Annotated in this window: 19 protein-coding genes; 2 read left to right on the top strand and 17 right to left on the bottom strand. The window is 40.6% G+C overall.

The window, feature by feature from the left end; all coding sequences use genetic code 11:
- The first annotated feature begins 135 nt into the window (after positions 1 to 135).
- Together K8O68_RS12815 and rnz are read left to right on the top strand one after the other, a co-directional pair.
- Positions 136 to 762, top strand: coding sequence for a 3'-5' exonuclease (locus K8O68_RS12815; protein ID WP_230897268.1), 627 nt, complete (start codon positions 136 to 138; stop codon positions 760 to 762).
- Between the two features lie 108 nt (positions 763 to 870).
- Complete coding sequence (gene rnz / locus K8O68_RS12810) at positions 871 to 1,791, top strand: ribonuclease Z (RefSeq protein WP_230897267.1); 921 nt, start codon at positions 871 to 873, stop codon at positions 1,789 to 1,791.
- A 90-nt stretch (positions 1,792 to 1,881) separates the two neighbouring features.
- Here the strand turns inward: rnz and K8O68_RS12805 are convergent, their stop codons facing one another.
- From K8O68_RS12805 to K8O68_RS12725, 17 genes are all read right to left on the bottom strand, one after another.
- A complete protein-coding gene (locus K8O68_RS12805) occupies positions 1,882 to 2,787 on the bottom strand; it encodes a DMT family transporter (protein WP_230897266.1) in 906 nt (301 codons plus the stop codon).
- Positions 2,788 to 3,028: 241 nt separating this feature from the next.
- Positions 3,029 to 3,421 carry a sulfurtransferase gene (locus tag K8O68_RS12800; RefSeq protein WP_230897265.1) on the bottom strand — a complete coding sequence of 131 codons (393 nt, stop codon included), beginning with the start codon at positions 3,419 to 3,421 and terminating at the stop codon, positions 3,029 to 3,031.
- A 245-nt stretch (positions 3,422 to 3,666) separates the two neighbouring features.
- Entirely contained in the window at positions 3,667 to 4,341 is a 675-nt protein-coding gene (locus K8O68_RS12795; RefSeq protein ID WP_230897264.1) for an HAD family hydrolase, read from the bottom strand.
- A gap of 109 nt (positions 4,342 to 4,450) precedes the next feature.
- Positions 4,451 to 6,049 (bottom strand): Na/Pi cotransporter family protein, encoded by a 1,599-nt coding sequence (locus K8O68_RS12790; RefSeq protein ID WP_230897263.1) that lies wholly within the window; start codon positions 6,047 to 6,049, stop codon positions 4,451 to 4,453.
- A gap of 193 nt (positions 6,050 to 6,242) precedes the next feature.
- Positions 6,243 to 7,193 (bottom strand): hypothetical protein, encoded by a 951-nt coding sequence (locus K8O68_RS12785; protein ID WP_230897262.1) that lies wholly within the window; start codon positions 7,191 to 7,193, stop codon positions 6,243 to 6,245.
- A 485-nt stretch (positions 7,194 to 7,678) separates the two neighbouring features.
- Entirely contained in the window at positions 7,679 to 8,059 is a 381-nt protein-coding gene (locus K8O68_RS12780) for a hypothetical protein (protein WP_230897261.1), read from the bottom strand.
- A 391-nt stretch (positions 8,060 to 8,450) separates the two neighbouring features.
- Positions 8,451 to 9,899: an aldehyde dehydrogenase gene (gene aldA, locus K8O68_RS12775; RefSeq protein ID WP_230897260.1), complete on the bottom strand. Its 1,449-nt coding sequence runs from the start codon at positions 9,897 to 9,899 to the stop codon at positions 8,451 to 8,453.
- Positions 9,900 to 10,037: 138 nt separating this feature from the next.
- Positions 10,038 to 11,456 (bottom strand): MDR family MFS transporter, encoded by a 1,419-nt coding sequence (locus K8O68_RS12770; RefSeq protein WP_230897259.1) that lies wholly within the window; start codon positions 11,454 to 11,456, stop codon positions 10,038 to 10,040.
- Between the two features lie 206 nt (positions 11,457 to 11,662).
- Complete coding sequence (nikC, locus tag K8O68_RS12765) at positions 11,663 to 12,550, bottom strand: nickel transporter permease (RefSeq protein ID WP_230897273.1); 888 nt, start codon at positions 12,548 to 12,550, stop codon at positions 11,663 to 11,665.
- Positions 12,551 to 12,602: 52 nt separating this feature from the next.
- Positions 12,603 to 13,604 carry an ABC transporter permease gene (locus K8O68_RS12760; RefSeq protein ID WP_230897258.1) on the bottom strand — a complete coding sequence of 334 codons (1,002 nt, stop codon included), beginning with the start codon at positions 13,602 to 13,604 and terminating at the stop codon, positions 12,603 to 12,605.
- Positions 13,605 to 13,807: 203 nt separating this feature from the next.
- Entirely contained in the window at positions 13,808 to 15,523 is a 1,716-nt protein-coding gene (locus K8O68_RS12755) for an ABC transporter substrate-binding protein (RefSeq protein WP_230897257.1), read from the bottom strand.
- A 49-nt stretch (positions 15,524 to 15,572) separates the two neighbouring features.
- Complete coding sequence (locus K8O68_RS12750) at positions 15,573 to 16,547, bottom strand: ABC transporter ATP-binding protein (RefSeq protein ID WP_230897256.1); 975 nt, start codon at positions 16,545 to 16,547, stop codon at positions 15,573 to 15,575.
- Entirely contained in the window at positions 16,522 to 17,556 is a 1,035-nt protein-coding gene (locus tag K8O68_RS12745; protein ID WP_230897255.1) for an ABC transporter ATP-binding protein, read from the bottom strand. Before K8O68_RS12745 ends, K8O68_RS12750 begins: the two co-directional genes overlap by 26 nt.
- A gap of 399 nt (positions 17,557 to 17,955) precedes the next feature.
- Positions 17,956 to 19,209, bottom strand: coding sequence for an ABC transporter permease (locus K8O68_RS12740; RefSeq protein ID WP_230897254.1), 1,254 nt, complete (start codon positions 19,207 to 19,209; stop codon positions 17,956 to 17,958).
- Complete coding sequence (locus K8O68_RS12735; RefSeq protein ID WP_230897272.1) at positions 19,202 to 20,104, bottom strand: ABC transporter ATP-binding protein; 903 nt, start codon at positions 20,102 to 20,104, stop codon at positions 19,202 to 19,204. The genes K8O68_RS12740 and K8O68_RS12735 overlap by 8 nt, the downstream gene beginning before the upstream one ends.
- Before the next feature lie 161 nt (positions 20,105 to 20,265).
- Positions 20,266 to 21,108: a pyrroline-5-carboxylate reductase gene (gene proC, locus K8O68_RS12730; RefSeq protein WP_230897253.1), complete on the bottom strand. Its 843-nt coding sequence runs from the start codon at positions 21,106 to 21,108 to the stop codon at positions 20,266 to 20,268.
- A 245-nt stretch (positions 21,109 to 21,353) separates the two neighbouring features.
- The gene (locus K8O68_RS12725) at positions 21,354 to 21,902 is read right to left on the bottom strand and encodes a GNAT family N-acetyltransferase (protein ID WP_230897252.1); all 549 of its coding nucleotides are present in this window, start codon (positions 21,900 to 21,902) and stop codon (positions 21,354 to 21,356) included.
- Between the last annotated feature and the right edge of the window lie 128 nt (positions 21,903 to 22,030).

Genomic DNA, 22,030 nt, shown 5'->3' with positions numbered 1-22,030 from the left:
ATAATTTAATTATTTTGTAATATAAAAACGTTATATTTAATAAAAGCGACGTACTACGAAGCACTTATATCTTTCATTTTTTTATGATACCTGTTATTCTTACAGAAACATACGTTTGCTTTCAGGAGGGAAAATATGAATTTTTTGGCAATAGATTTTGAGACTGCCTCCCGTCAAAGAGGAAGCGCTTGTGCAATTGGACTTGTCCATGTCGTGGAAGATGAAATTGCAGAAGAAAGATATTCATTAATTCGTCCGAGAGATCCTTACTTTGACCCTTTCTGCGAAAAAGTGCACGGAATTACATGGGAAGACGTTAAAGACTCTCCGACTTTCGAAGATCTGTGGCCCGAATTATCCGGCTACTTTCAGAATAATCTCGTTATTGCTCATAATGCCAGTTTTGATATTAGCGTGTTAAGGCATGCTTTAGATCAATATAATCTCGCTTATCCCGCTATGGAATATAATTGTACAGTAAGTATAGCGAAAAAAACGTGGCCTGAGTTTTTTAACTTTAAACTGAATACGATCGCCCACCATCTGGATTTACAATTTGAGCATCATCATGCGTTAGAAGATGCCCGCGTGGCGGCCCGCATTTTAATGAAAGCGTCGGAGATACACAATGCTTTTGAACAGGAAACTTTGTTGAAAAAACTGAACATGTGGAACGGAACGCTGGGGCCTGGCGGATATCTCACTCCAGGTATGAATAAAAAGAAACAGCTTGCCGCAAAAAAGGCAGCACGCCAAAGGTAAAGGCTCTTCCTTTTACGTGAAAGCAACCCTGTCGGCCTGTCTGAACTTATGGATTGGCAGACTAATCTATTTTTAAACAGCAATCACCTGACAATATGGAGGATAGTTATGAAGTTAACTTTTTTAGGCACAGGGGCAGGCGTCCCCGCTAAACAACGTAACGTCTCTTCGTTAGCCCTTCATCTTATGGATAAAAACAACACTATCTGGCTGTTCGATTGCGGAGAGGCTACCCAGCATCAAATTCTTTATTCTCCCGTTAAGGCAACTAAGATTACAAAAATATTCATCACTCATTGCCATGGTGACCATATCTACGGTTTACCAGGCCTCTTATCCAGCAGAGCTTTCCACGGTGCGACCACCCCTCTGACTTTGTATGGTCCGAAAGGGCTGAAAGATTACATTGACATATCTCTAAAAATAAGCGGAACCTTTCTTACTTATCCGTTAATTATTGAAGAAATTGATGGTCAGGGAATTTGCCACGAAGATGCAGAGATTACTGTTTATTCTGCCGAACTTAACCATGGCATCACCTCTTTTGGCTACCGCATCTCCCAGAAAGACAAACCTGGTCCTCTGCTTATCTCCAAAGTTAAAGAAGCTGGCATTCCCGAGGGTCCTGTTTTAAATAAATTAAAAAAGGGAGAAACGGTAAAACTTAAAGACGGACGAACTTTTAAAGGGACAAATTTTACAGGACCCCCTAAAAAAGGAAAATCTGTTGCTATTTTGGGAGACACAAGCCCTTCCATTAACGCCCTTCATCTGGCTGAAGGGGTGCATACATTAGTACATGAGGCGACTTTTGCAAGAAAGGAACACGACCTCGCATTAAAATATGGTCATTCCACCACTCTTCATGCCGCTGAAACAGCCAAAAAAGCTGGTGTTAAACAATTAGTTATGAATCATATCAGTTCAAGGTACCAGACAGCAGAGCAAAAGGAAAAATTAATTGCTGAGGCAAGAGCTATCTTTCCTGAAAGTGACATCGCTGAAGATCTTTCATCCTGTAATATATAATTGATTTGATTAATTTGCTTTCTTTTCCGGTCGGTCAAAAAACGCAAAAGTCCCAGTTAAAAACTGGACTTTTGCGTTTTTTTAATCTCATTAATTTGTTATTCCGGTCTGTTTCTTTAGACGGGATCCCTGGGTCGTTATTAAAACCCCTGATATCACAATAGCCGCACCGGTAATCTGCATAATAGTAATTGTTTCACCAAGCCACATATAAGCACCGAGCATTGTTGCTACCGGGAGAAAATTAAGAAAGACTGATGCCTTGGATGCCCCGAGTATACCGACTGCCCGGTTAAAAAATATTAACGCAATAAATGAAGGAAAAATTCCTAAATAAATCAGACCTGTCACTATGTCAGGCTCAAATAGCTGCGGCACTCCTGCCCACATCCATTCCGCTGCGACAAAAGGCAAAAGGACGATAAGTGACAGTCCTGTCATCACTAAAAGGGCTGCAAAGGCGGGGAATAGATGCATATATTTTTTTACGAAAATAGAGTAGGCAGACCAGCAAATAATAGCTCCTGTCATTATGAGATCTCCAGGGTTCCAGTCCATACGTGCAAGCTGAAAAATACTGCCGTCTACCACTACCCATACTGCCCCCAGTAAAGACAGCATCACTCCTGCCCATTGAATACGGTAAAGCTTCTCTTTTAAAATATATGCACTTAATACGACCGTAAGAGCTGGAATAAGTGTTTCCAATACTGCCACGTTAGTAGATGAAGTAAACTGCAATGAACCATAAATAAATGTATTAAAAAAAGTCACCCCTGATAATGTCATCCAGAAAAAAGGCTTTTTATATTTTATAAATATCTCCCTCTGTTCCCACGTTTTTTTCCACGCAAAAGGCAATACAATAAGAAAAGCGATCAAAAGACGAAAAAAAGCTATAGTAAAAGGCAGCAAATCATTAATTGCTTTTCCAACTAAAATATTTCCAGCATAAAAAATGACTACGAGGATCATAAGGAAATAGGCTGTCACCATCCGGCCCTCTCCTCCTCACACTTTATAATATAGAACATCTGAAAATTCTACCACAACTTCCTGAAAACTGCATTAGAGCACATACAAAAAGAGGCTGGACAAAACTGAAGACAAGCTCCTGGGCAAGCGTCCGCCTGGCGGACTGAATCACTCCTTTTCTCAAAAAGAACAGCCGAACAAAATTCGAAAATTTTGTTCGGCTTTCTTTATGATTACTATTCCTTTGTCCTAACTCCAAAGACTACATTTCTTTACACACTTTCTTTACTGGTTGTCTTTCAGCTCCTGCAGTTTTTGACGGGTTTCCCGTCTTAATTTCATATCCGTTAACTTTGAAACCTTTCTTAAGGAGAAACTTAGCCCCTATATTCAGTTCTGCTTTATCAGCGGCTACTAAATAAATACTGTGTTTGCCAATCTTCGCGTAATGCCTTTTAATGTAGGCAAGCGGCATATTAAGACTTCTGCTGACCGGATCATTATGAGCGGTATGAAATTGCCGGATATCCACAATAATACTGCCTGAATCTTTAAGCTGATCCGTCCTGACCTGACTCATCCCCCTAACAGGAACATAACGCCGGAAAACAAAGACAATCATAACTGCTATGATGAAACCAATAACTACATTCACCCATATCCCTCACTATCTGTTGTTTACCTTTATACTTTTTTGGCACTGTTTTAAGCCTACACCTATTATATACCCTCGCAGGTATATTCGTCAAAAATGTGATATGGGTAAGAGATTGAGACTATATAAAAAAACAGACCCTGTAAAAAACGAGAAACATATTTATATGTGAACCAAAATGAGACCTTACTTTTTCAATGCATGTCAGTTAAGTTTTAAAAGGCCTTCAGTGGTCTGAAAGACGGTTAAAAAACAGGCCATTCTTTTTTTTCAGCGATCTGTTTCATACTTTTATCAGGATTTACAACTACAGGGTTATTAACAAACTCAAGCAGGGGAAGGTCATTTTCACTGTCTGCGTAAGCCCATAAATCATCTGTATCAGCCTTTTTGTTATTCGAACTGAGAGAATTATTGCCAAGCCAGTCAACTATCCTTCTGACTTTTTCTTCTCCATTTACAATCGGCCCGGTTTCTCCCGTACACTGGCCTTCACTGTCAAATTCCAGCTCAGTACTGATAACATGCACTTCAAGATCCAATTCTTTAATAAACGCGTGAAGAAAAGGCTGCAAGGCACCGGATAAAATAATAATCTCATCACCTTCAGACTGGTGCTGGCGGATTTTTTTTACGAGGTCATAATGGATCTCATCGTATCCTTCCACAACGAGGGTCTTAAAAAAAGCATCCAGTTCTTTTTCAGTTTTTCCTTTAAAGGACCTTGCAAATGATTTGAAAAATGCCTGACGGAAAGCTTGTTTACCTTTAAATACCCCCAGGACGCCCGCTTTAATAAGCCCTCCGCTGACAACCATCCATTCTTTCCATGTAAATTCTTTTTTTGCTACTAAAAACATCGCTTTGAAAGAGTTTCCCTGATATAGTGTCCCATCAAAATCAACTGTTACAACCGCCATAGTTATCACCTCTCCCACTATTCTAATCCAGCGTCTGAAAATTGTAAATTAATAGAAAAGACTTATTTTTATACATTATTTAAGAATTTCTTCCTAAGGATTGAGAAAACTAGGAATTTCTGCTCCCGGAAGTATGGTATAAAGCACGCCACGTATGATAAGCAAGACGGTCAAGAAATTGAATAAACTGAACGGCGTTAATTCCTTCATCTACAGTAAGGTTTTCTTTTACTGTAGCTTCTAAAAGTTCCTGGCGGCTGTATCTTCTTCTATTGGCAATTTTCATTGAGCGTTCTTCTGCCATTTCAACTGTTTTGTCAGACGGTGCCTCACTATGGGCAATGACACTATTAAAGAGTTCATCTACGTCTCTCATGAATTTGTTAATTTTACTGTCTGGAATCCCCTGTATATAATGCTCAGCTTCTTTAAGTGCTTTTAACAACCGTCCTATATGGTCAACAGCATGAACCATTGCCACCTGCTGTTTATATTCAAGAGCGGATACAGATGTCTCATTTGCTCTAATGGTAGATAGAAACTGCTGAATTTCTGACAACCCAAAGGTCACTTGCTGAAATTTTACTCTATGGGAATCTTTAACCGTCCTGTCATCCAGAATTTCCTTTCCTGCTGCGGCAAGATCATACAGCATTTTCCTTAAAGCCCTTCTTACCGCTTCGAGAGCTACAGGCCCCACTGCTGCCACACTCTCATCAAGAAAAGTCATATAAGGTGTTTCCTTTTTCTCGGGTATAATCCATTTCACAGCTTTTTTGAACCATTTAAGGATTGGCAGTATAAGTAAAACACCCGAGATGTTGAAAAGTGTATGGAAAATCGCTAGCTGTACAGCCGGATCCTCCACTTGAAACGTTTCTGCAGTCCTCATGACAGCATAAATGAGCAGCGGTAATGCTATTACAGCGATCAGACCTGTAAAAAGATTGAATAAAATGTGCGCTGTGGCCGTCCGTTTAGCTGCCACTGTACCGCCGATCGCTGCCAAAAAGGCTTTAGCAGTGGTTCCAACATTCTGTCCTATCACTAATAAAGCGGCTTGATTAAAATCTATGGCGCCAGTATGTAGAGCCGTTAAAGTGGTAACTACTGCTGCGCTCGATGACTGCAGAAGGATAGTCATCACCGCTCCTACTATGACTAAAACTGGAAGCCACCACCATTCCTGTCCTTGGAATTGGGATAAATCAATAACCTCAGTAAAACCTCCCATACCGTTTTGCAAAATATCTATGCCTAAAAAAAGAAGCCCGAAACCTGTTATAGCCTGGCCTTGCGATGAAAATCTGTTTTTTGAGAGAAGTTTTAAAACAACGCCCGCTCCGATTAATGGAAGAGCCAGCATACTCATGTTTATTTGAAACCCGATAGCCGATACAATCCAGCCCGTGCTTGTACTTCCCACATTCGCCCCTATAATGACGCCAAGTGACTGACTGAATGAAAGCAAGCCGGCACTCACAAAGCCTATAGTCATAAAAGTTGTGGCACTGGATGACTGAATTAAGGCTGTCAAAACGGCACCGGAAAATATAGAACTGAATATCCCTCCTGTAAACTTTTTCAACCTGTCTTTCAATGTTTCCCCTGCCATTGATTTTAAGCCTTCAGTCATAAAATTCATTCCCAGCAGGAAAAGACCTATACCACCGAAAATTAAACCAAACGTTTCCAAAATGCCACTCAATCCTTCCCCTTGTCCCCAGGTAAGTATTCTAAATTTAAAATACCATATTTCATTATGAAAAGTTAATAAATGTCTGAATTCAATGGATTTTTTACAGTAAATTCCTTTTTCAGGCATAAAAATTTAAACGATCGTTTAAATTTCCAGTAAAGAAAAGCCCTGTTTATATAGCAGGGCTTTTCAAAAGTAACCTTTAGCGGCGAAAAAGTTTACGGATATAAATAACCGTCAAAGACAGAAGGATTACCGCTAAAGAACCGCCGCCTACTAAAGTTATGTCGTTCATATATGATTTACCTAATAAAAGAACTATCGCCAAATAACCCATAAGAGTCCCGGAAATGAATTTTAGTGCTTTCCCAGTCTCTTCTGTCATAAACGTTTTTTTCATCGTTATAACCATACCAGATACAACGGCTATTTCTATTAGCATATACATGGCTATGTATATTATCAGATAAAAAACATACGTTTTCGTTCCCACGCTCTGATCTGACATTATACCATTCCATATAACTGGGAAACCTGCTGTACACGGCAATTCAATTAAAGAAGCAAAAGTGCCGATTAAGATAGAAGCCATGATCAACGGACCGATTTTACCTGAGAAAATCATTTTTTCTCTTATAAGCTTTATAAACTGTTTTTTATTACTGCCGGATATTGAGAAAGTAAACTGGGCAGGACCTTTCATAACCCCTTCTTTTATATTTACTGCAGCAAAAGCTGAAGCGATTATAAACAGTAAAACTCTTATCCAGAAATAATCAATTATATTCACAACTATGGCAAAAGTTCCTAATATAAACATACCGTAAATAAATGAAACCGTTCCTACAAAGGTTAGTCCTGCAGCCAGAATTATTTTCCTGGAATTCAGTCTCACAATCATACTGATAAGAAACATTAATGCCCATAATGAACAAGGATTAAATCCATCTATTGCTCCTATAAGTAGAGTGGTCATTAAAAGGGAATAATCGGTAATGTTAAAACCGAATAATTCCATCTCTTTATCCTCAGTTTCTTTTTTTGAAAAAGTACAGTTGCTTTCTTCCTCCCCCGAGCATGTATCTCCGTCTTGAAATTCCGGCTTTTCATTTTCTTCCCCTTCCAGCAGAAGGCCATTTAAAGAACTTTTCACAATATCATTGAATCCGGTTAATGTTTTGCCCTTATATATAAACAAAGGGACTGAATGCGCATCTATTTCATAACGGTTTATTACTTCTATAAATCTGTCTCTTTCCTCATTAACTTCTATACGCTCAATTAAAATGCCGGTATGATCTTCAATCTCATCCAGATATTTGCTCGATGCTTCACAAACAGGGCACGTCTTGCTCCAAAGATAGAAGAGGATCTCTTCCTCTTCGTTTGCATGCGAACCCAGTGGCGATAAAAAATAAATGAGGAGGAAAAATAAGCTGCTTAAAACCAGGTTAATTTTCCTGACTATTCACTCCACCCCCCTGCTTGATTTATTCTCTGCAAATCTCTTGTACAGTTTATCAGTCCTAACCAGCATTCTGGCAGAAAACTGAAATAATTTGCATTAATTTCACAAAGGCCATCTGATAAGAGTGCATAAAATAACGGTCTGAAAACTGAAAGACAGTTTATTACTTTTTACCACCAGCTTGTGTAATACAACTTTTCATTACGGAAATCAAAAGTAGTGATAATATCCTTTAATTCATCTCTTGTCCGCTTAACTTCCTGGAAAAAATAAGTGTCATATTCTGTATTTCCAAAGAAAAACCCCTCCATAGTAGGGAGAATTTCGTGCGCTTTATGCTTCTGTCGCATAACTGAACGGCAGCAGCGGTAGAGGGTAACCAGATCCTCTCTGCTGACTTCATAAATATTACATTTATCTTCCCCATTTTGTATGTTTCTGACAAACCAGTTATGTATCTGGTTAGCCTTTCGCCAGTATAGAACCACATCATCTTCAGGTTTACCTGAGTCCTTTTCATTTTTCTTAATAAGGTACATATCCAATCCCATGATCACCATCTCCTTTAAAAGATCAAACCGTCTCTAAAGACTCCTGAAAGTCCTTTAGCTATGATGTTCGAACACACTTCAACAACCATATTGGCTCATGCATTTCCGCAGGATATGTATATGATAGGTCTGCACAAAACTAACTTAATGAAAAAAGGAGTCCCGGTAGATTTTAAGAGGTAAGTGTCTAATTAATGGAAAGCGCGGAGAAATGCGTCAAAAAATCAGGGTTATATTATTTATACAGAAGAGTCTTAAGCGAGGTTTGTTAAATAAAATTATAGTCGATAATCCTCACAAAGGGAATACTTGTTCGATTTTTTTAATTAAGAATTTAGTGTACCAGGCGAATTAAAAAGGAGCTGTCGTACAGGACAGCTCCGCAATAAAATTAAATATTATTTTTAAATTCCATATAAACAGTCTGGGTGCTAAGAAAATCTTCAAGGCCGTGCTTTCCGTCAGCTCCTCCGATGCCTGATTTCCTGAAACCTGCGTGGTAACCCTGGACAGCTTCAAAATTCTCCCGGTTTACAAATGTTTCCCCGAACCTTAGTCCGTTTGTCAATTTCATAGCTTCGTGGTAATTCTCCGTATAAACAGACGAAGACAAGCCATAATCTGAGTCGTTTGCCATATCAATGGCTTCATTTATATCTTTATATACTACAACAGGAAGCACCGGACCAAAAATCTCTTCCTGAATAACTTTCATAGTATGGGAGACATTCGTGAGCACTGTAGGTTTATAAAAATAGCCTCTCTCTCCTGAAGCCCGTTCTCCCCCAGTCGCTATTTCAGCACCTTCATTTACAGCCTCTTTAACCATCTCATCTACTTCTTCAAGACGGTCCCCGCTTACAAGGGGCCCCATATCCAGACTGTCATCCAGTTTAGGATCTCCATAAGTCACTTCAGACATTTCCCTAGTAAGTCTGTTTTTAAAATCTTCTGCCACATCCTCATGAACGTAAACTCTCTCTGCATTGGTACATGCCTGACCGGCATTAATGATCCGGCTTTTTGATATATTCTTAACTGCTAAGTCAAGATCTGCGTATTTTGTAACAATTGCAGGAGCTTTTCCGCCTAACTCGAGGTTCACTTTTGTAATATTCTGAGCCGCTGCTTCCATAACTTTTATGCCTGCCGGAATACTTCCAGTCATCGTTACCATGTCCACTTTTTCATGGGAAGCAAGGACATTGCCGATTGTAGAGCCTTTACCGGTAATGAAGTTATATACCCCTTTAGGAAGTATATCCATATCGTGAACCATCTTTGTAAAAGCTGCCGCCGTGTTAGGTGTCTGCTGACTCGGTTTAATAACAATCGTACACCCGGCAACAAGTGATGTCGCTACTTTACGGGCCAAAATAAACACAGGAAAATTCCAAGGTATAATACCAGCGACTACACCTATTGGCCGTTTGTGAATAAAAATGTTTTCATTAGGCCTGTCGCTTGGCAAGATCTCCCCTTCTATACGGCGGGCCCATTCAGACATGTACTGGAAGTAATCAATTGCGAGATCCACCTCGCCACTGGCCATTTCATAGCTTTTCCCCTGCTCTTCTATTAAAATTTCAATAAAATTATCTCTGTTTTCTTTTAACTTTAAGCCAATGTCCCGTACAATTTCTCCTCTTTCCACAGAAGGCGTTTGCCCCCATTCTTTCTGAGCTCTAAATGCAGCTTGTACTGCGTTGTCTGCATCTTCTTCCGAGCCTTCCGAAATTTGTGAGATTACTTGTTCAGTAGCAGGGTTTTCAATATCGATTGTCTTCTGTGATGTTGAATCCACATATTCGCCATTAATATAAATCTGATGTTTATGCATCAAAAAGCCTCCTTAAAAAATATTTCCAGTTGGCTTTTTCCTTTATTTTCTAAAGTCTAAACAGTAGATATGGCATTTTTTTTAAGAGCCCACCTTTTACTGTTCACACCTTAACTTGTTACAGATCTGATTGTCTGTTTATAAGGCTTCTTTAGACGCCGATTTTTCAGCAAATTCAGGCTGCTTTTGAGGAAGCAGAGAGGTGATAATCACACAAAGTAATGCAAGAATAAATAAAATCATAAATACAGACTGGAGACCAGCTGCAAGGATATCCGGTTCAACGTGCGTGCCGTTATTCGTCTGCCCGCCTATATGCTGGTTGAGAATGGCGCCTAAAACAGTGATACCCAATGTTTGGCCTAATGTACGCAAAAAAGCATTTGTCGAAGCTGCTGTCCCACGGTTATCCCATGTTACAGATGATTGAACAATAACTGTAAAAACGGTCATTGCCAATCCAAACCCTAACCCGACAAAAAACATGATAATAATAAGCAGGACATTAGGAGTTCCGCTGGTGATAAAAGTAAGTGCCAGTGTACCCAAAGCTATTAGGGATACTCCGGCAAGAGAAATCGATTTGGTTCCAAGCCTGACGATAAACTGGCCGCTTAAATAAGCACCTAAAGGCCATCCTAGAGACATAGGAATTAATGTAAGGCCAGATGAGGTTGCTGCTAACAGAAGGACCCCTTGGACCCATAATGGTAAATAAGCTGTCAGCCCTATTAAAATCCCGCCCATCAGCAAGCCGCAAATATTGGCTATAAGTAAATACCGGTTTTTAAATAAGCGGAATGGGATCATGGGGTCGGGCGCATTTAATTGAATCACAACAAAGAGACTTAAAAACACAAACGCGGTGCCAAACAAGTAAAACATCGCCTCGTCATTCCATGCTATGTCATTGCCTCCTGAAAGCAGCGCATATAATAAAGCACCAGTTCCGATGATAAAAGTAACAGCTCCGCCATAATCAATGGAACGCTTCCGCTTTTCTATCTTTTCCTCCAGATTTTTTCCAATTAGATACATTGCCAGAAGGCCGAATGGAATATTAATATAGAAAATCCAGTGCCATGTTAAAAAGTCAACAAAAAAACCACCTGCGAGCGGCCCGAAAATACCGGCAATGCCCCATATAGATCCAATTACTGCCTGTGCTTTCGCCCGCTTCTCGTAGGTAAATACATCCCCAACAATCGTAAAGGTCATGGGCATTAAGGCGCCGGCTCCAACTCCCTGTACAGCCCTGAACATAATCAGCTGTTCCATGGATTGAGACAGACCGCAAAGAGCTGATCCCGTTAAAAATAACGCTGCTCCGGTTATAAATATTTTTTTCCTTCCAAACAAGTCTGCGAGTTTACCGAAAATAGGAGTCATAACCGCATAAGTTAACAGATAAATAGCGAAGACCCAGCTAATGAGATCAAGACCTCCCAAATCACGGGCAATAACAGGCATAGCAGTGCTAATAACTGTTACTTCAATTGCAGCCAGAAAAGTCGCAATAATAAGGGCTGTGACAATTTTCTTTTGATATGTATCCATATGTGTTCCTTCTCTCTATTTCCAACATATATCTATTTAACAATATACAGCACTGGTCTGCCAAACAAAAAAACAGCAGATTGACTGTCCTTTGCTAAATGCTGCTTTATGCTGCGTTTCAATATAAAAACATCCCTCCAGCGGGCAAAAGGTTTAAAAACATTTTGCCGTACAGAAGAGATGTCCTTAATAAGAATAATTTCAGGTTAATTTTTCATCTTTGGATCCAATGCATCCCTTAAACCGTCTCCTATCATATTAAAACCAAGAACGACAAGCATAATTGACAATCCTGGAAACAGAACTGTCCAAGGGGCGCTTTGGATGTACTGTCTGGAATCAGAAAGCATCCTTCCCCATTCCGGTGTCGGAGGCTGAGCCCCCAGACCGAGAAATCCTAAAGCTGCCGCCTCCAGGATAGCTGTTCCAAATCCTAATGTTGCCTGAACGATAATTGGTGCGAGGCTGTTTGGGAGGACGTGGTGGAAAAGAATACGCCCATTTTTCATTCCCTGGGCTTTGGCGGCCATTATATATTCTTCCTGCCTGATAGAAATAACTTTAGATCTCACAAGACGTCCGAAAATAGGAACGTTTATAATAGCGATAGCTATAAGAGCATTTTGCAGAGAGGGGCCTAAAATAGCTACAATGGCTATAGCAAGCAAAATACTTGGAAAAGCGAGCATGATATCAAAAATACGGGAAATCAGCATATCTACCCATCTGCCGAAATAACCTGCCAGAATTCCAAGGAATGAGCCAAAAATTAACGCGCCTGTGACTGCGAAAAAACCAACCATTAAAGATATTCTTGCTCCATATACAATACGGGTAAAAATGTCACGCCCTAAATCATCGGTACCGAACCAGTATTGTGCAGAAGGGCCCTGCAACCTGTCTGCAGCATTTAAAGTCTGATAGGAATAGCTCGTTAAAAAGGGAGCGAAAATCGCTATCATTATAAAAAAGATAATAATGAAAAGGCCCACGATCGCAAGTTTATTTTTTCTAAGCTGCCAAAAGGCTTCTTTCCAAGGTGAAATGGATTCAGTTTCTGTTATATGGGGTTCCTGATTTTCAGGACCGGGCATTGGCTGCTTTTTTACAGGAGTAACGGATTCCATTATACACTCCCCCCTTTTATTAATATTTGATTCTAGGGTCAATATACGTATATAGAAGGTCGACGATCAGATTAATAAATACGAAAATAGTAGCTATGACAATAATACCGGATTGAATGACAGGATAATCCCTGTTTCCAATGGCTTCATATACGTATCTTCCTACTCCGGGCCAGCTGAAAATCGTTTCTGTTAAAATCGCTCCCCCCAGTAAAGTGCCGGTCTGCAGTCCTACAACCGTCAGCACTGGAATGACAGCATTTTTAAACCCATGCCGGTAAACGACTGATAAAGTATGAGATCCCTTTGCTTCAACCGTACGGATATAGTCGGAACGTAATACTTCAAGCATGCTGGATCGAGTCATTCTGGCGATAATAGCCATTGGTATCGTTCCAAGCGCGACTCCCGGAAGAATTAAGTGTTTAAAAGAAGTCCAAAGCTGGTCAGGCCGTCCGTTAATAATCGAATCCAGCAAATAAAAGTTGGTTACTGTCTCAACTGGATCCCGTGGATTTCCCCGGCCAAACGCTGGGAGCCAGCCCAGATTTTGAGCGAAAATCCATTGTTCTAATAAACCGAGCCAAAAAATCGGCATTGAAACCCCAATAAGGGCAATGAGCATACTCGTATAATCAAACAGAGAGTTTTGTTTCCAGGCACTGATAATGCCGGCGTTCACTCCGACTATTACCGCAAAAACCATGGCAAAGATGGTTAATTCAATAGTTGCAGCAAGATACGGCCATATCTCGGATGATATACTTGCTTTTGTTCTGAGGGACGTACCCAGATCGCCTTGCAATAAACCCATCATATAATTCCCGTATTGAACGAAGTAAGGTTCATTTAAACCCAGCTGCTCTTCAAGCTGTTCAATTGCCTGGGGAGTCGCCTGTTCACCTAAAATGGTCTGAGCCGGATTTCCGGGAATAAGGTGAATAATAGAAAATGTGATTAGTGACATGCCAATCAGCACAGGTATCAGCATAAGCAGCCGTCGTATTGTATAAGAAATCATTTAACTCACCTCCAGCATCGGTTAACAGTATGTATTAAAAATAACTATCTGCGTTACGAGCGTTTATAGTGATCCAGAAGAGAATAGGCCGATTAAAAAATTTATTCATTTCGCAAAGAAGCTATTTTATAAAAAAAGAGGACAGCAGAGAAGATTAACGGGAATACCCGACTATTCACTCTCTCAAGCTGCCCTCATGCTTTTTACTCAGCTAACTCTACATTTGTTAAAGGTTCACTTGTCGACAAGTGAGGGACATAATTCTTCACCCGTTCGCTGCCGGCTAAAACCGGTATTGAATGGACGAGAGGAATCATTGGTGCGTCTTCGTGTACAATTTCCTGAACTTCTTTGTACAGTTCTGCCCGCTCATCTTCATCTACACTGTTCTTAGCCTGATTTAACAATGAATCAACCTCGTCGCTGCGGTAGAAGTTTCTGTTTCCGCCAGGAATCGCACCTGAATGCAGGAGGTTACCGAAGAAATAGTCCGGGTCTCCGTTTGTACCAGACCAGCCGAGCATAAAGATGTCGTGCTCGCCCTGTTCCGTACGCTCAAGATAGGTGGCCCATTCCATAGATACGATATTGGCTGTCACTCCTACGTCTGCCAGGTTTGCCTGCATAACTTCAGCAGCCCGCTCAGGATCAGGCATATACGGACGGGCAACCGGCATTGTCCATAAATCGAATTCCAAACCGTCCCCAAAGCCCGCTTCCTCAAGCAGCTCCTTGGCTAAATCAGGATCATAAGCATATGGATCAATACTGTCATTGTATCCCATGTATGAAGGAGGAATAATATTTGTAGCAGGTTCTGCAAGTCCGGCGTAAAGTAACGAAATTAGTGTTTCTTTATCAATTGCATGGTTTAAAGCACGCCTTAAATCTGGATTATCAAATGGCTCTTTATCCAGGTTAAATCCAAGATAGCCGATGTTGTTTGTGTCCCTCTCAAAAACTGCAAGTTCAGGATCTGCTTCTATTTGTTCCACATCATCCGGATTTAAGCCATCCATTATATCAATTTCTCCTGACCGTAATGCCGTCAGGCGGGCAGAGTTGTCAGGGATAACCTGGAAAATGACACCATCCAGTTTCGGATATCCTTCCAGCCAGTAATCTTCATTTTTTTCAAGGACGATGCTGTCATCTTTCGACCAGCTGACAAACTTAAACGGTCCTGTGCCTACCGGGTTTTCGTTAATTGCGCTTCCATACTCTTCAAAAGCAGCAGGTGAAGTGATTGAGAAATAGCTCATACCCATATTTTGTAAAAAGGCACCAAGACTTTCATTTAGCACAAACTCAATTTCGTGATCACCAAGAACATTAATCTCCTCTATAACATGTCCATCATCACCTTTAAAGCCGCCGAACTGGGTGCCATAAACGCTGTAAGTGTATCCTTCATCAGCAAAATGGTACTCATGGTCAGGGTCTGCCCACCGCTCAAAGTTTATCTTTACAGCTTCAGCATTAAAATCAGTGCCATCATGGAATGTGACTCCTTCTCTCAATTGAAAAACAAAGCGGAGTCCATCATCTAAGACTTCCCAGTCTTCCGCCAAACCTGGTCCGATTTCAAAAGAGTCTTCATCAAACTTTAATAGAGATTCATAAATTTGCTCTGTTACTCTGGAAGATTCCCCGTCTGTTACACTTGCATAATCAAGACTGACAGAGTCCCCTCCGCGGGCAAAGATAAGAGTCTGATCTTCAGCAAGCGAATAATCCCCCTCGCTGTTTTCACCGGCTGCTTCATTCGCCTCGTTATTATTGCTTTCTGAGGTGTTATTTGTTTCTGCTTCATTATTATTTGTGCCCGCGTCAGCAGGTTCGTTGTTGCCGCCACATGCAGCCAGAACAACTACAAATACCAATGAAAGAAACAGTAACCAGGTTTTTCTTTCCGACATGTTTTTTCCCCCTTTTAATGTTTTAATTAATAAACTTGCAGTTTGCCAGTTATTTATCGTTAAATAAATGGCAAGCCACAAAATGGTTATCTGAATATTCTTTAAATTCAGGGTCTACTTCTTTGCATATATCCATACATTCAGGGCATCGAGTATGAAAAGCACAGCCTGAAGGCGGATTGGACGGGCTTGGAACATCCCCCTCTAAAATAACTCTGTCTGTCTTTAAGTCGGGATCCGGGTTAGGGACAGCAGATAAAAGCGATTTAGTATAAGGATGAAGCGGGTTACTGTATAATTCCTCATTAGGTGCCAGTTCTGCCATTTTTCCCAAATACATGACACCGATCCGGTGACTTATATGTTTAACTACACTTAAATCATGCGCAATAAATAAATAAGTAAGTCCGAATTGTCCCTGTAAATCTTCCATTAAATTTAATATTTGAGACTGTATGGAAACATCCAGAGCAGAAACCGGTTCATCACACACAATCAGTTTCGGATTTACAATCAGCGCTCTTGCAATCCCGATCCTCTGTCGCTGCCCTCCGCTGAACTGATGCGGGTACCTGGAAGCATGTTCGCCTGGAAGGCCGACTATTTCGAGGATTTCTCTGACTTTTCTCTTTCGCTCTTCTTTATCTCCAATTCCATGAATTAAAAGAGGCTCACTTAATATTTTTTCTACTTTATGCCTGGGATTGAGAGAGGCATAAGGATCCTGGAAAATAATCTGCATGTCCCTTCTTTTTAATCTCATCGCTTCTCTATCCAATTTAGTTATATTTTCCCCATTAAAAATGACTTCTCCTTCAGTTGGTTCGATTAACCGGAGCAGCGCTTTCCCCGTAGTGGATTTCCCACAGCCGGATTCGCCTACTATTCCAAGTACTTCTCCTTCATAAACCTCAAAGGACACATCGTTTACAGCTTTTACTTCTCCTACTTTTCTAGAAAAAATTCCTCCGGTAACCGGAAAGTATTTTTTAAGACCTTTAACTTCCAGCAAGGGCGTCGGCATTAACAAGGTCACCTTCTTTCTCATAGAGGAAACATCGGCAAGTATGTCCACCTCTCAATTCCAGCAGTTCTGGATTTTCTTCATAGCACCGGTTAAAAGCCTCGGAACAACGCGGTGCGAACCGGCATCCGACTTTTATAGATCCAGGTTTAGGAACGTTCCCGGGAATGGAATACAGGCGTTCCTCTCTTTTATGCATTTTTGGGAGAGATCGTATTAACCCCTGTGTATAAGGATGTTTAGGATCTTTTAAAATCGTTCTGACGTCTCCCTCTTCAACTACCTTACCGGCGTACATAACTGCTACCCGGTCGCACATTTCTGCCACCACACCTAAATCATGGGTGATCATCATTATGGCTGTTCCATTTTCTTCATTCAGCTTTTTCATAAGATCCAGAATTTGCGCCTGGATCGTGACATCAAGAGCAGTCGTCGGTTCATCCGCTATTAGTACTTCAGGGTCACAGGACATAGCAATCGCTATCATGACTCTTTGTCTCATGCCTCCTGATAACTGGTGCGGGTATTCATCTACTATTTCTTCAGCTCGCGGGATACCCACCATTTTAAGCTTATCAATAGCTATTTGCCGTGCTTGTTTTTTCGTTACTTTTTTATGTTTTTTTACGGCTTCCATTATTTGAAACCCAATGGTAAACAACGGATCCAATGAGGTCATAGGTTCCTGAAAAATCATTGCAATCTGATTTCCTCTAATTTGCCGTAACCTTTTTTTCTTTATTGTCACCAGATTTTCTGAGTGTTCCTGCCCGCCTTCCTGCTGCCTGAAAAGAATTTCTCCTCCTACTATTTTCCCTGGCGGGTCCGGAACCAGACCCATAACAGAGAGGGAGGTAACACTTTTCCCGCAACCTGATTCTCCGACAATACCGAGAACTTCCCCTCCATAAATCTTTACACTGACATCATCGACTGCCGGGATTTCTCCCCTGTCAGTAAAAAAGTGTGTTTTTAAATGGTTAATTTCCAAAACTGGTTTTTTCATCAGCGCCTCCTTAAAACAGCTTAGCAGACTGAAACCGTACTCCTCACTTAATAGTGAAAGAATATTATTGTAAAATATGTACTAAATTTTCAAAATATTATTTCTACTCTCTATGAAATAAAATACTATAGACTTATAGTAAAAGCAATTAAATTTTTTGAAAATTAAAAAATAAACTATTTTCATCATTTATTTCCCCGCTTTCATAGCGGGAGGACCTGACGTCATAATTTTAGAACCACTAAGTCCACTTCAGAAAAAAATGCAATGCAGGAGCTTACTTAATTTAAAGTTTATTTTTAAAGACTAACGGACTCGGTCACTAAAATTTATTCAACTTTTCCCCCTGAATATTCAAAACCCCCCTCTATTTAAGAGGGGGGACGGTAAATGTAACGATCAGCTTTCTTTTTTAGACAGCTTTAATGCCTGTTTTATTCCTTTTTTAAATGAAAATTTTCCATACATCAGAACACCGCCTTTATATATACGGGCGGCAATTATATTTATCAAAACAGCACTAATTATTAATAAAGCTGAGATAACGGCTATTTCCCAGACAGGCACTGTGCCCATACCGATTCTGAGAAACAAAAGCTGTGGTGTGAAAAAAGGAACATAAGACAGAACTCTGATAAAAATGGCATCCGGAGCATTTAAACCGTAGAGGGACACAAAAAAAGCAATCATTGCTAGAAAAATAAGCGGCTGTATAGCCTGATTCACTTCTTCCGCCCGGCTGACGAGAGCTCCCAGCATCGCCGCCACTCCTCCGTAAACAAAATAACCAAGGATTATAAACAGCAAAGCATAAATTATTAACGAATAGTCAATCACCTCAGTGAAAATGTTTGTAAAAAAATCTTCGCCGCTTAGATAAGAACCAGCAAAGGCCGCTAACACTAAAACTGATAAGTTTACTAAACCAGCTAAACCAATTCCCATTATTTTACCCAGCATTTGAGTGACTGGGTTCACGCTTGAAACAATCAGTTCCATCACTCTGGACGATTTTTCTGTCGCTACTTCAGTCGCTATCATTGTCCCTAAAGTAACCACTATTAAATAAATCACAAACACAAGGCCATATACCATCCAGTAAGTCTGCATATGAGTTTCTGCAGTCTGAACTTCCCCAGTTCCGCTTAATGGCTTCTCATTGAAGGAGACGGGATTAAATATTAACGCCAGTTCTTGTTCATTTAAGTCAAGTGCAGACGTAGCTAACGTTTCTTTAGTACGCTGGACGTCCTGCTGTACTTCCTGCCCGGTTCTGAAATCAGTCCCTTCTCCGTAAAATTCTGCCTGAAGAGCATCCAGAGTACCGGTTAATTCAAGAACATAAGTAAAGTCATCGTTTTCTGCGTCACTAAGGGCTTGCTCAACATCTCCGCTGTAATGAATGTATTCGAAACTGCCTTCAGCAGCAAGCGTTTTCAGCATTTCGGCGAACTGCCCTTCCTCTGAAGTCTGATCCACCACTGCAACAGCTGGCTCATCTTCTGCTCCATCTCCTGAAAAGGCCTCCAGAATAGTATTTAAATTTATGAGAGAAATGATAAACAGCGCCATAATAGAGGTTGTTATTATAAAAGTTTTTGATTTCAGCCGCCTTCCCGCCGTATGTGTAAATGTCGTCCAGAAATTATTCATGTGCCGCTCCCCCTGCTTTGTCAATAAAAATGTCGTGCAGCGATGGCTCTTCCAGTTCAAATTTTCTTACAAACCCTTTAGAAGCCAAGCAGCTGAAAATAGTTTCCGCGGCTTTTTCATTTTCTACTTTTACATCAGCGCCGTCTTTTTTTTGTTCTATTTTTAAGACCCCTTTGACGTCTTCCAGGAAGGCTAAGTCATAATCAGCTTTAATACTTATATTCTTCATGTCATAAGACCGTTTAATTGTTCTAAGGTTTCCCTGAAGTACTGCTTTTCCTTTTTTTAACATAATCAGATCTTCGCATAATTCCTCTACATTGCTCATCTGATGACTCGAGAAAACAATCGTTGTACCTCTTTCCTGAAGGTCTTTCACCGCATTTTTCAGCATATCTGCGTTCACCGGATCCAATCCGCTGAAAGGTTCGTCAAGTATGAGCAGCTCAGGCTTATGTAAAACTGCAGCTATGAATTGAATTTTCTGCTGATTCCCTTTTGAGAGCTCCTCGATGACTTTGTTTTCATATTCCGGTACTCCAAAACGGTCAAGCCATAACCGCATTTCTTTAATAATTGACTGTTTGTTCATCCCTTTTAATTTCGTTAAATAAACGAGCTGGTCTTTTACAGTCAATTTAGGGAAAAGCCCTCTTTCTTCAGGTAAATAACCGACGAGCTTTGTTCGTTTATATGTGATCCGCTCTCCTTTCCACCTGACGTCCCCTTCTGTCGGGTCAAGGAGCCCGAGAATCATCCTGAAAGACGTCGTTTTACCTGCACCGTTCGCCCCGAGCATTCCAAACATCTCACCCTCATTTATAGTTAGGCTGATGCCGTCCACTGCTTTGTGTTTGTCAAAAGTTTTCTTTAAGTTATTAATTATTAAGGTCATCATTTACTCCTTTCTGGTGCGCCCCTGTTATTAAGGTTTGGTCTGCTGCCTTATTTATACGGCATTACACCCTAAAAGTTTCAAAAATAAAGCAGCTTTCCGGCTAAATCAAGCCTCAAGCTGCTTTATCTCAAGTATATCCTTTTTAAAGTTCCTTACTTTTAAGAACTAACTGTTTTGTTCTCAAACTCATGACTCATTTCTTCAGATCTGTGCATAGCCTCTTTAACCGCTGCTTGTATTGCTTCTCCTGCTCCATGAAAGGACAGGGCTTCAAGTCCGCAAGCTGTCGTACCGTTTTTAGACGTAATATTTTCTCTTAACTGTGCTGGACTTTCATCTCTGCTTAAGATCATTTTTGCTGCGCCCAGCAAAGTCTGGGCTCCAATTTCCCTTGCCTTTACAGCATCCATTCCATTTTCTACAGCAACTTTTTCTATATTTTCCATTAAATAATAGAAGTACGCGGGTCCGCTTCCAGCGATCCCTGTAAACAAATCCATCTCATCTTCTTCTATTACATATACTTTTCCAATAGCTTTCAGAAGGTTTTTAGCTGTTTTAACGTTTTTCATTGTTACATTTTCGCCAGGTGCAATGGCTGTTGCAGATTCCTGTATCATACTGGACGTATTAGGCATGATACGGATCACTTGCTGTCCTGGCTGCAGATGGCGTTCCATAAATTGCGCAGATATGCCGGCCATAACGCTCATAACCATCTGATCAGGCCTTAACCGGTTTTTAAGTGACAGGAGACACTTCTCTGCATCTTTAGGTTTCATTGCCAAAACGATAATGTCTACTGACTCAATAGGGAGACGATCCTGAACCATCCCTTGGACGCCGTACTTATTGTGAAGGTCTAATAGACGCTGCTCATTACTCCGGTTTGTTACTATAATTTGCTGCGGTTCAAGTGTAGCAGTATTTATTACTCCAGAAATAATTGCTTCTGCCATGTTGCCCGCACCTATGAATGCAATCCTTAAATTAGTTAACATATATATCAAACTCCTGTGTGTGGCTTTGTAATACAGTTACTAATGGTAACATTCTCTCACACGAGTTCAAGGGTGTAAGATGAAGTAACGAGAATAAAGAGGAGAAACTTCGTGAAAGCGCCCCCATTTGCAGATTAATGCAGTGTACAGGTCAAATACAGCATCTTAACGGCTGAAAAAGACTAAAATGAAAATTCAATTCGTAATAAAAGCAGTGGTTTTTAAACCACTGCCTGCTTTTGCACTTAATTCAATCTGTTATCCTTCTCTGTCCGCTCGTCCAAACCCTGCCAGCCGAAAGCCAGTTCATTTAGTGTTTTTCCACCCACTGTTGTTTTTTTATGGTAAATCTGCTCGCCTCCCAGATGAGTAAAAAACTTACAGGATTGAAGGTCTTCGAAAACCCAAAGTGCGACCGATGAATGCCGCAGTGAAGAAAGATGGTGAATGACACTGTCAAAGAGTTTTCTCCCTATTCCCCGTCCCTGGAATTCAGGGGATACATAAAGAGCATAGAGCTCACCAGTATATTTTATCCTTAACCTTGGATCCCTCATTGTTCCCCCAAGAGCAAATCCGATAATTTCACCGTTTGAATCTTCAGCGACAAACGTCATTGTCCCTCCGCTTGTAGAGTCAGGAAGGTTTTTTTTCCACCGTTCTTCTCTGTCGCTGTAATTAAGCTTGTTTATTATGTGAGAGGGAAGAACATGTTTATAAGCTGATTTCCAGCAGTCCACATTTACTCGTGCCATCTCCTTGGCATCATCCACTGATGCTTTTCTTATCTGCATGTTATAACCCCTTTCTAAAAACCAGTTGTGACCTATGTTTATTCTACAGTCTTTCACAAGTCTGTAAAGGGATCTGAGCAGACTAATCAAACTTATACACTTACCCGGCCTTTGGATTATCCGCCCCC

Source organism: Salipaludibacillus sp. CUR1 (assembly GCF_021028955.1).
Taxonomy (GTDB): domain Bacteria; phylum Bacillota; class Bacilli; order Bacillales; family Salisediminibacteriaceae; genus Salipaludibacillus.
This window is presented reverse-complemented; position numbering and strand designations above follow the sequence as displayed.

Coding starts and splice junctions, on each gene's coding strand:
- K8O68_RS12815 (WP_230897268.1), top strand. CDS start 136: ATGAATTTTTTGGCAATAGATTTTGAGACTGCCTCCCGTCAAAGAGGA.
- rnz (WP_230897267.1), top strand. CDS start 871: ATGAAGTTAACTTTTTTAGGCACAGGGGCAGGCGTCCCCGCTAAACAA.
- K8O68_RS12805 (WP_230897266.1), bottom strand. CDS start 2,787: ATGGTGACAGCCTATTTCCTTATGATCCTCGTAGTCATTTTTTATGCT.
- K8O68_RS12795 (WP_230897264.1), bottom strand. CDS start 4,341: ATGGCGGTTGTAACAGTTGATTTTGATGGGACACTATATCAGGGAAAC.
- K8O68_RS12780 (WP_230897261.1), bottom strand. CDS start 8,059: ATGGGATTGGATATGTACCTTATTAAGAAAAATGAAAAGGACTCAGGT.
- aldA (WP_230897260.1), bottom strand. CDS start 9,899: ATGCATAAACATCAGATTTATATTAATGGCGAATATGTGGATTCAACA.
- K8O68_RS12770 (WP_230897259.1), bottom strand. CDS start 11,456: ATGGATACATATCAAAAGAAAATTGTCACAGCCCTTATTATTGCGACT.
- nikC (WP_230897273.1), bottom strand. CDS start 12,550: ATGCCCGGTCCTGAAAATCAGGAACCCCATATAACAGAAACTGAATCC.
- K8O68_RS12760 (WP_230897258.1), bottom strand. CDS start 13,604: ATGATTTCTTATACAATACGACGGCTGCTTATGCTGATACCTGTGCTG.
- K8O68_RS12755 (WP_230897257.1), bottom strand. CDS start 15,523: ATGTCGGAAAGAAAAACCTGGTTACTGTTTCTTTCATTGGTATTTGTA.
- K8O68_RS12750 (WP_230897256.1), bottom strand. CDS start 16,547: ATGCCGACGCCCTTGCTGGAAGTTAAAGGTCTTAAAAAATACTTTCCG.
- K8O68_RS12745 (WP_230897255.1), bottom strand. CDS start 17,556: ATGAAAAAACCAGTTTTGGAAATTAACCATTTAAAAACACACTTTTTT.
- K8O68_RS12740 (WP_230897254.1), bottom strand. CDS start 19,209: ATGAATAATTTCTGGACGACATTTACACATACGGCGGGAAGGCGGCTG.
- K8O68_RS12735 (WP_230897272.1), bottom strand. CDS start 20,104: ATGACCTTAATAATTAATAACTTAAAGAAAACTTTTGACAAACACAAA.
- proC (WP_230897253.1), bottom strand. CDS start 21,108: ATGTTAACTAATTTAAGGATTGCATTCATAGGTGCGGGCAACATGGCA.
- K8O68_RS12725 (WP_230897252.1), bottom strand. CDS start 21,902: ATGCAGATAAGAAAAGCATCAGTGGATGATGCCAAGGAGATGGCACGA.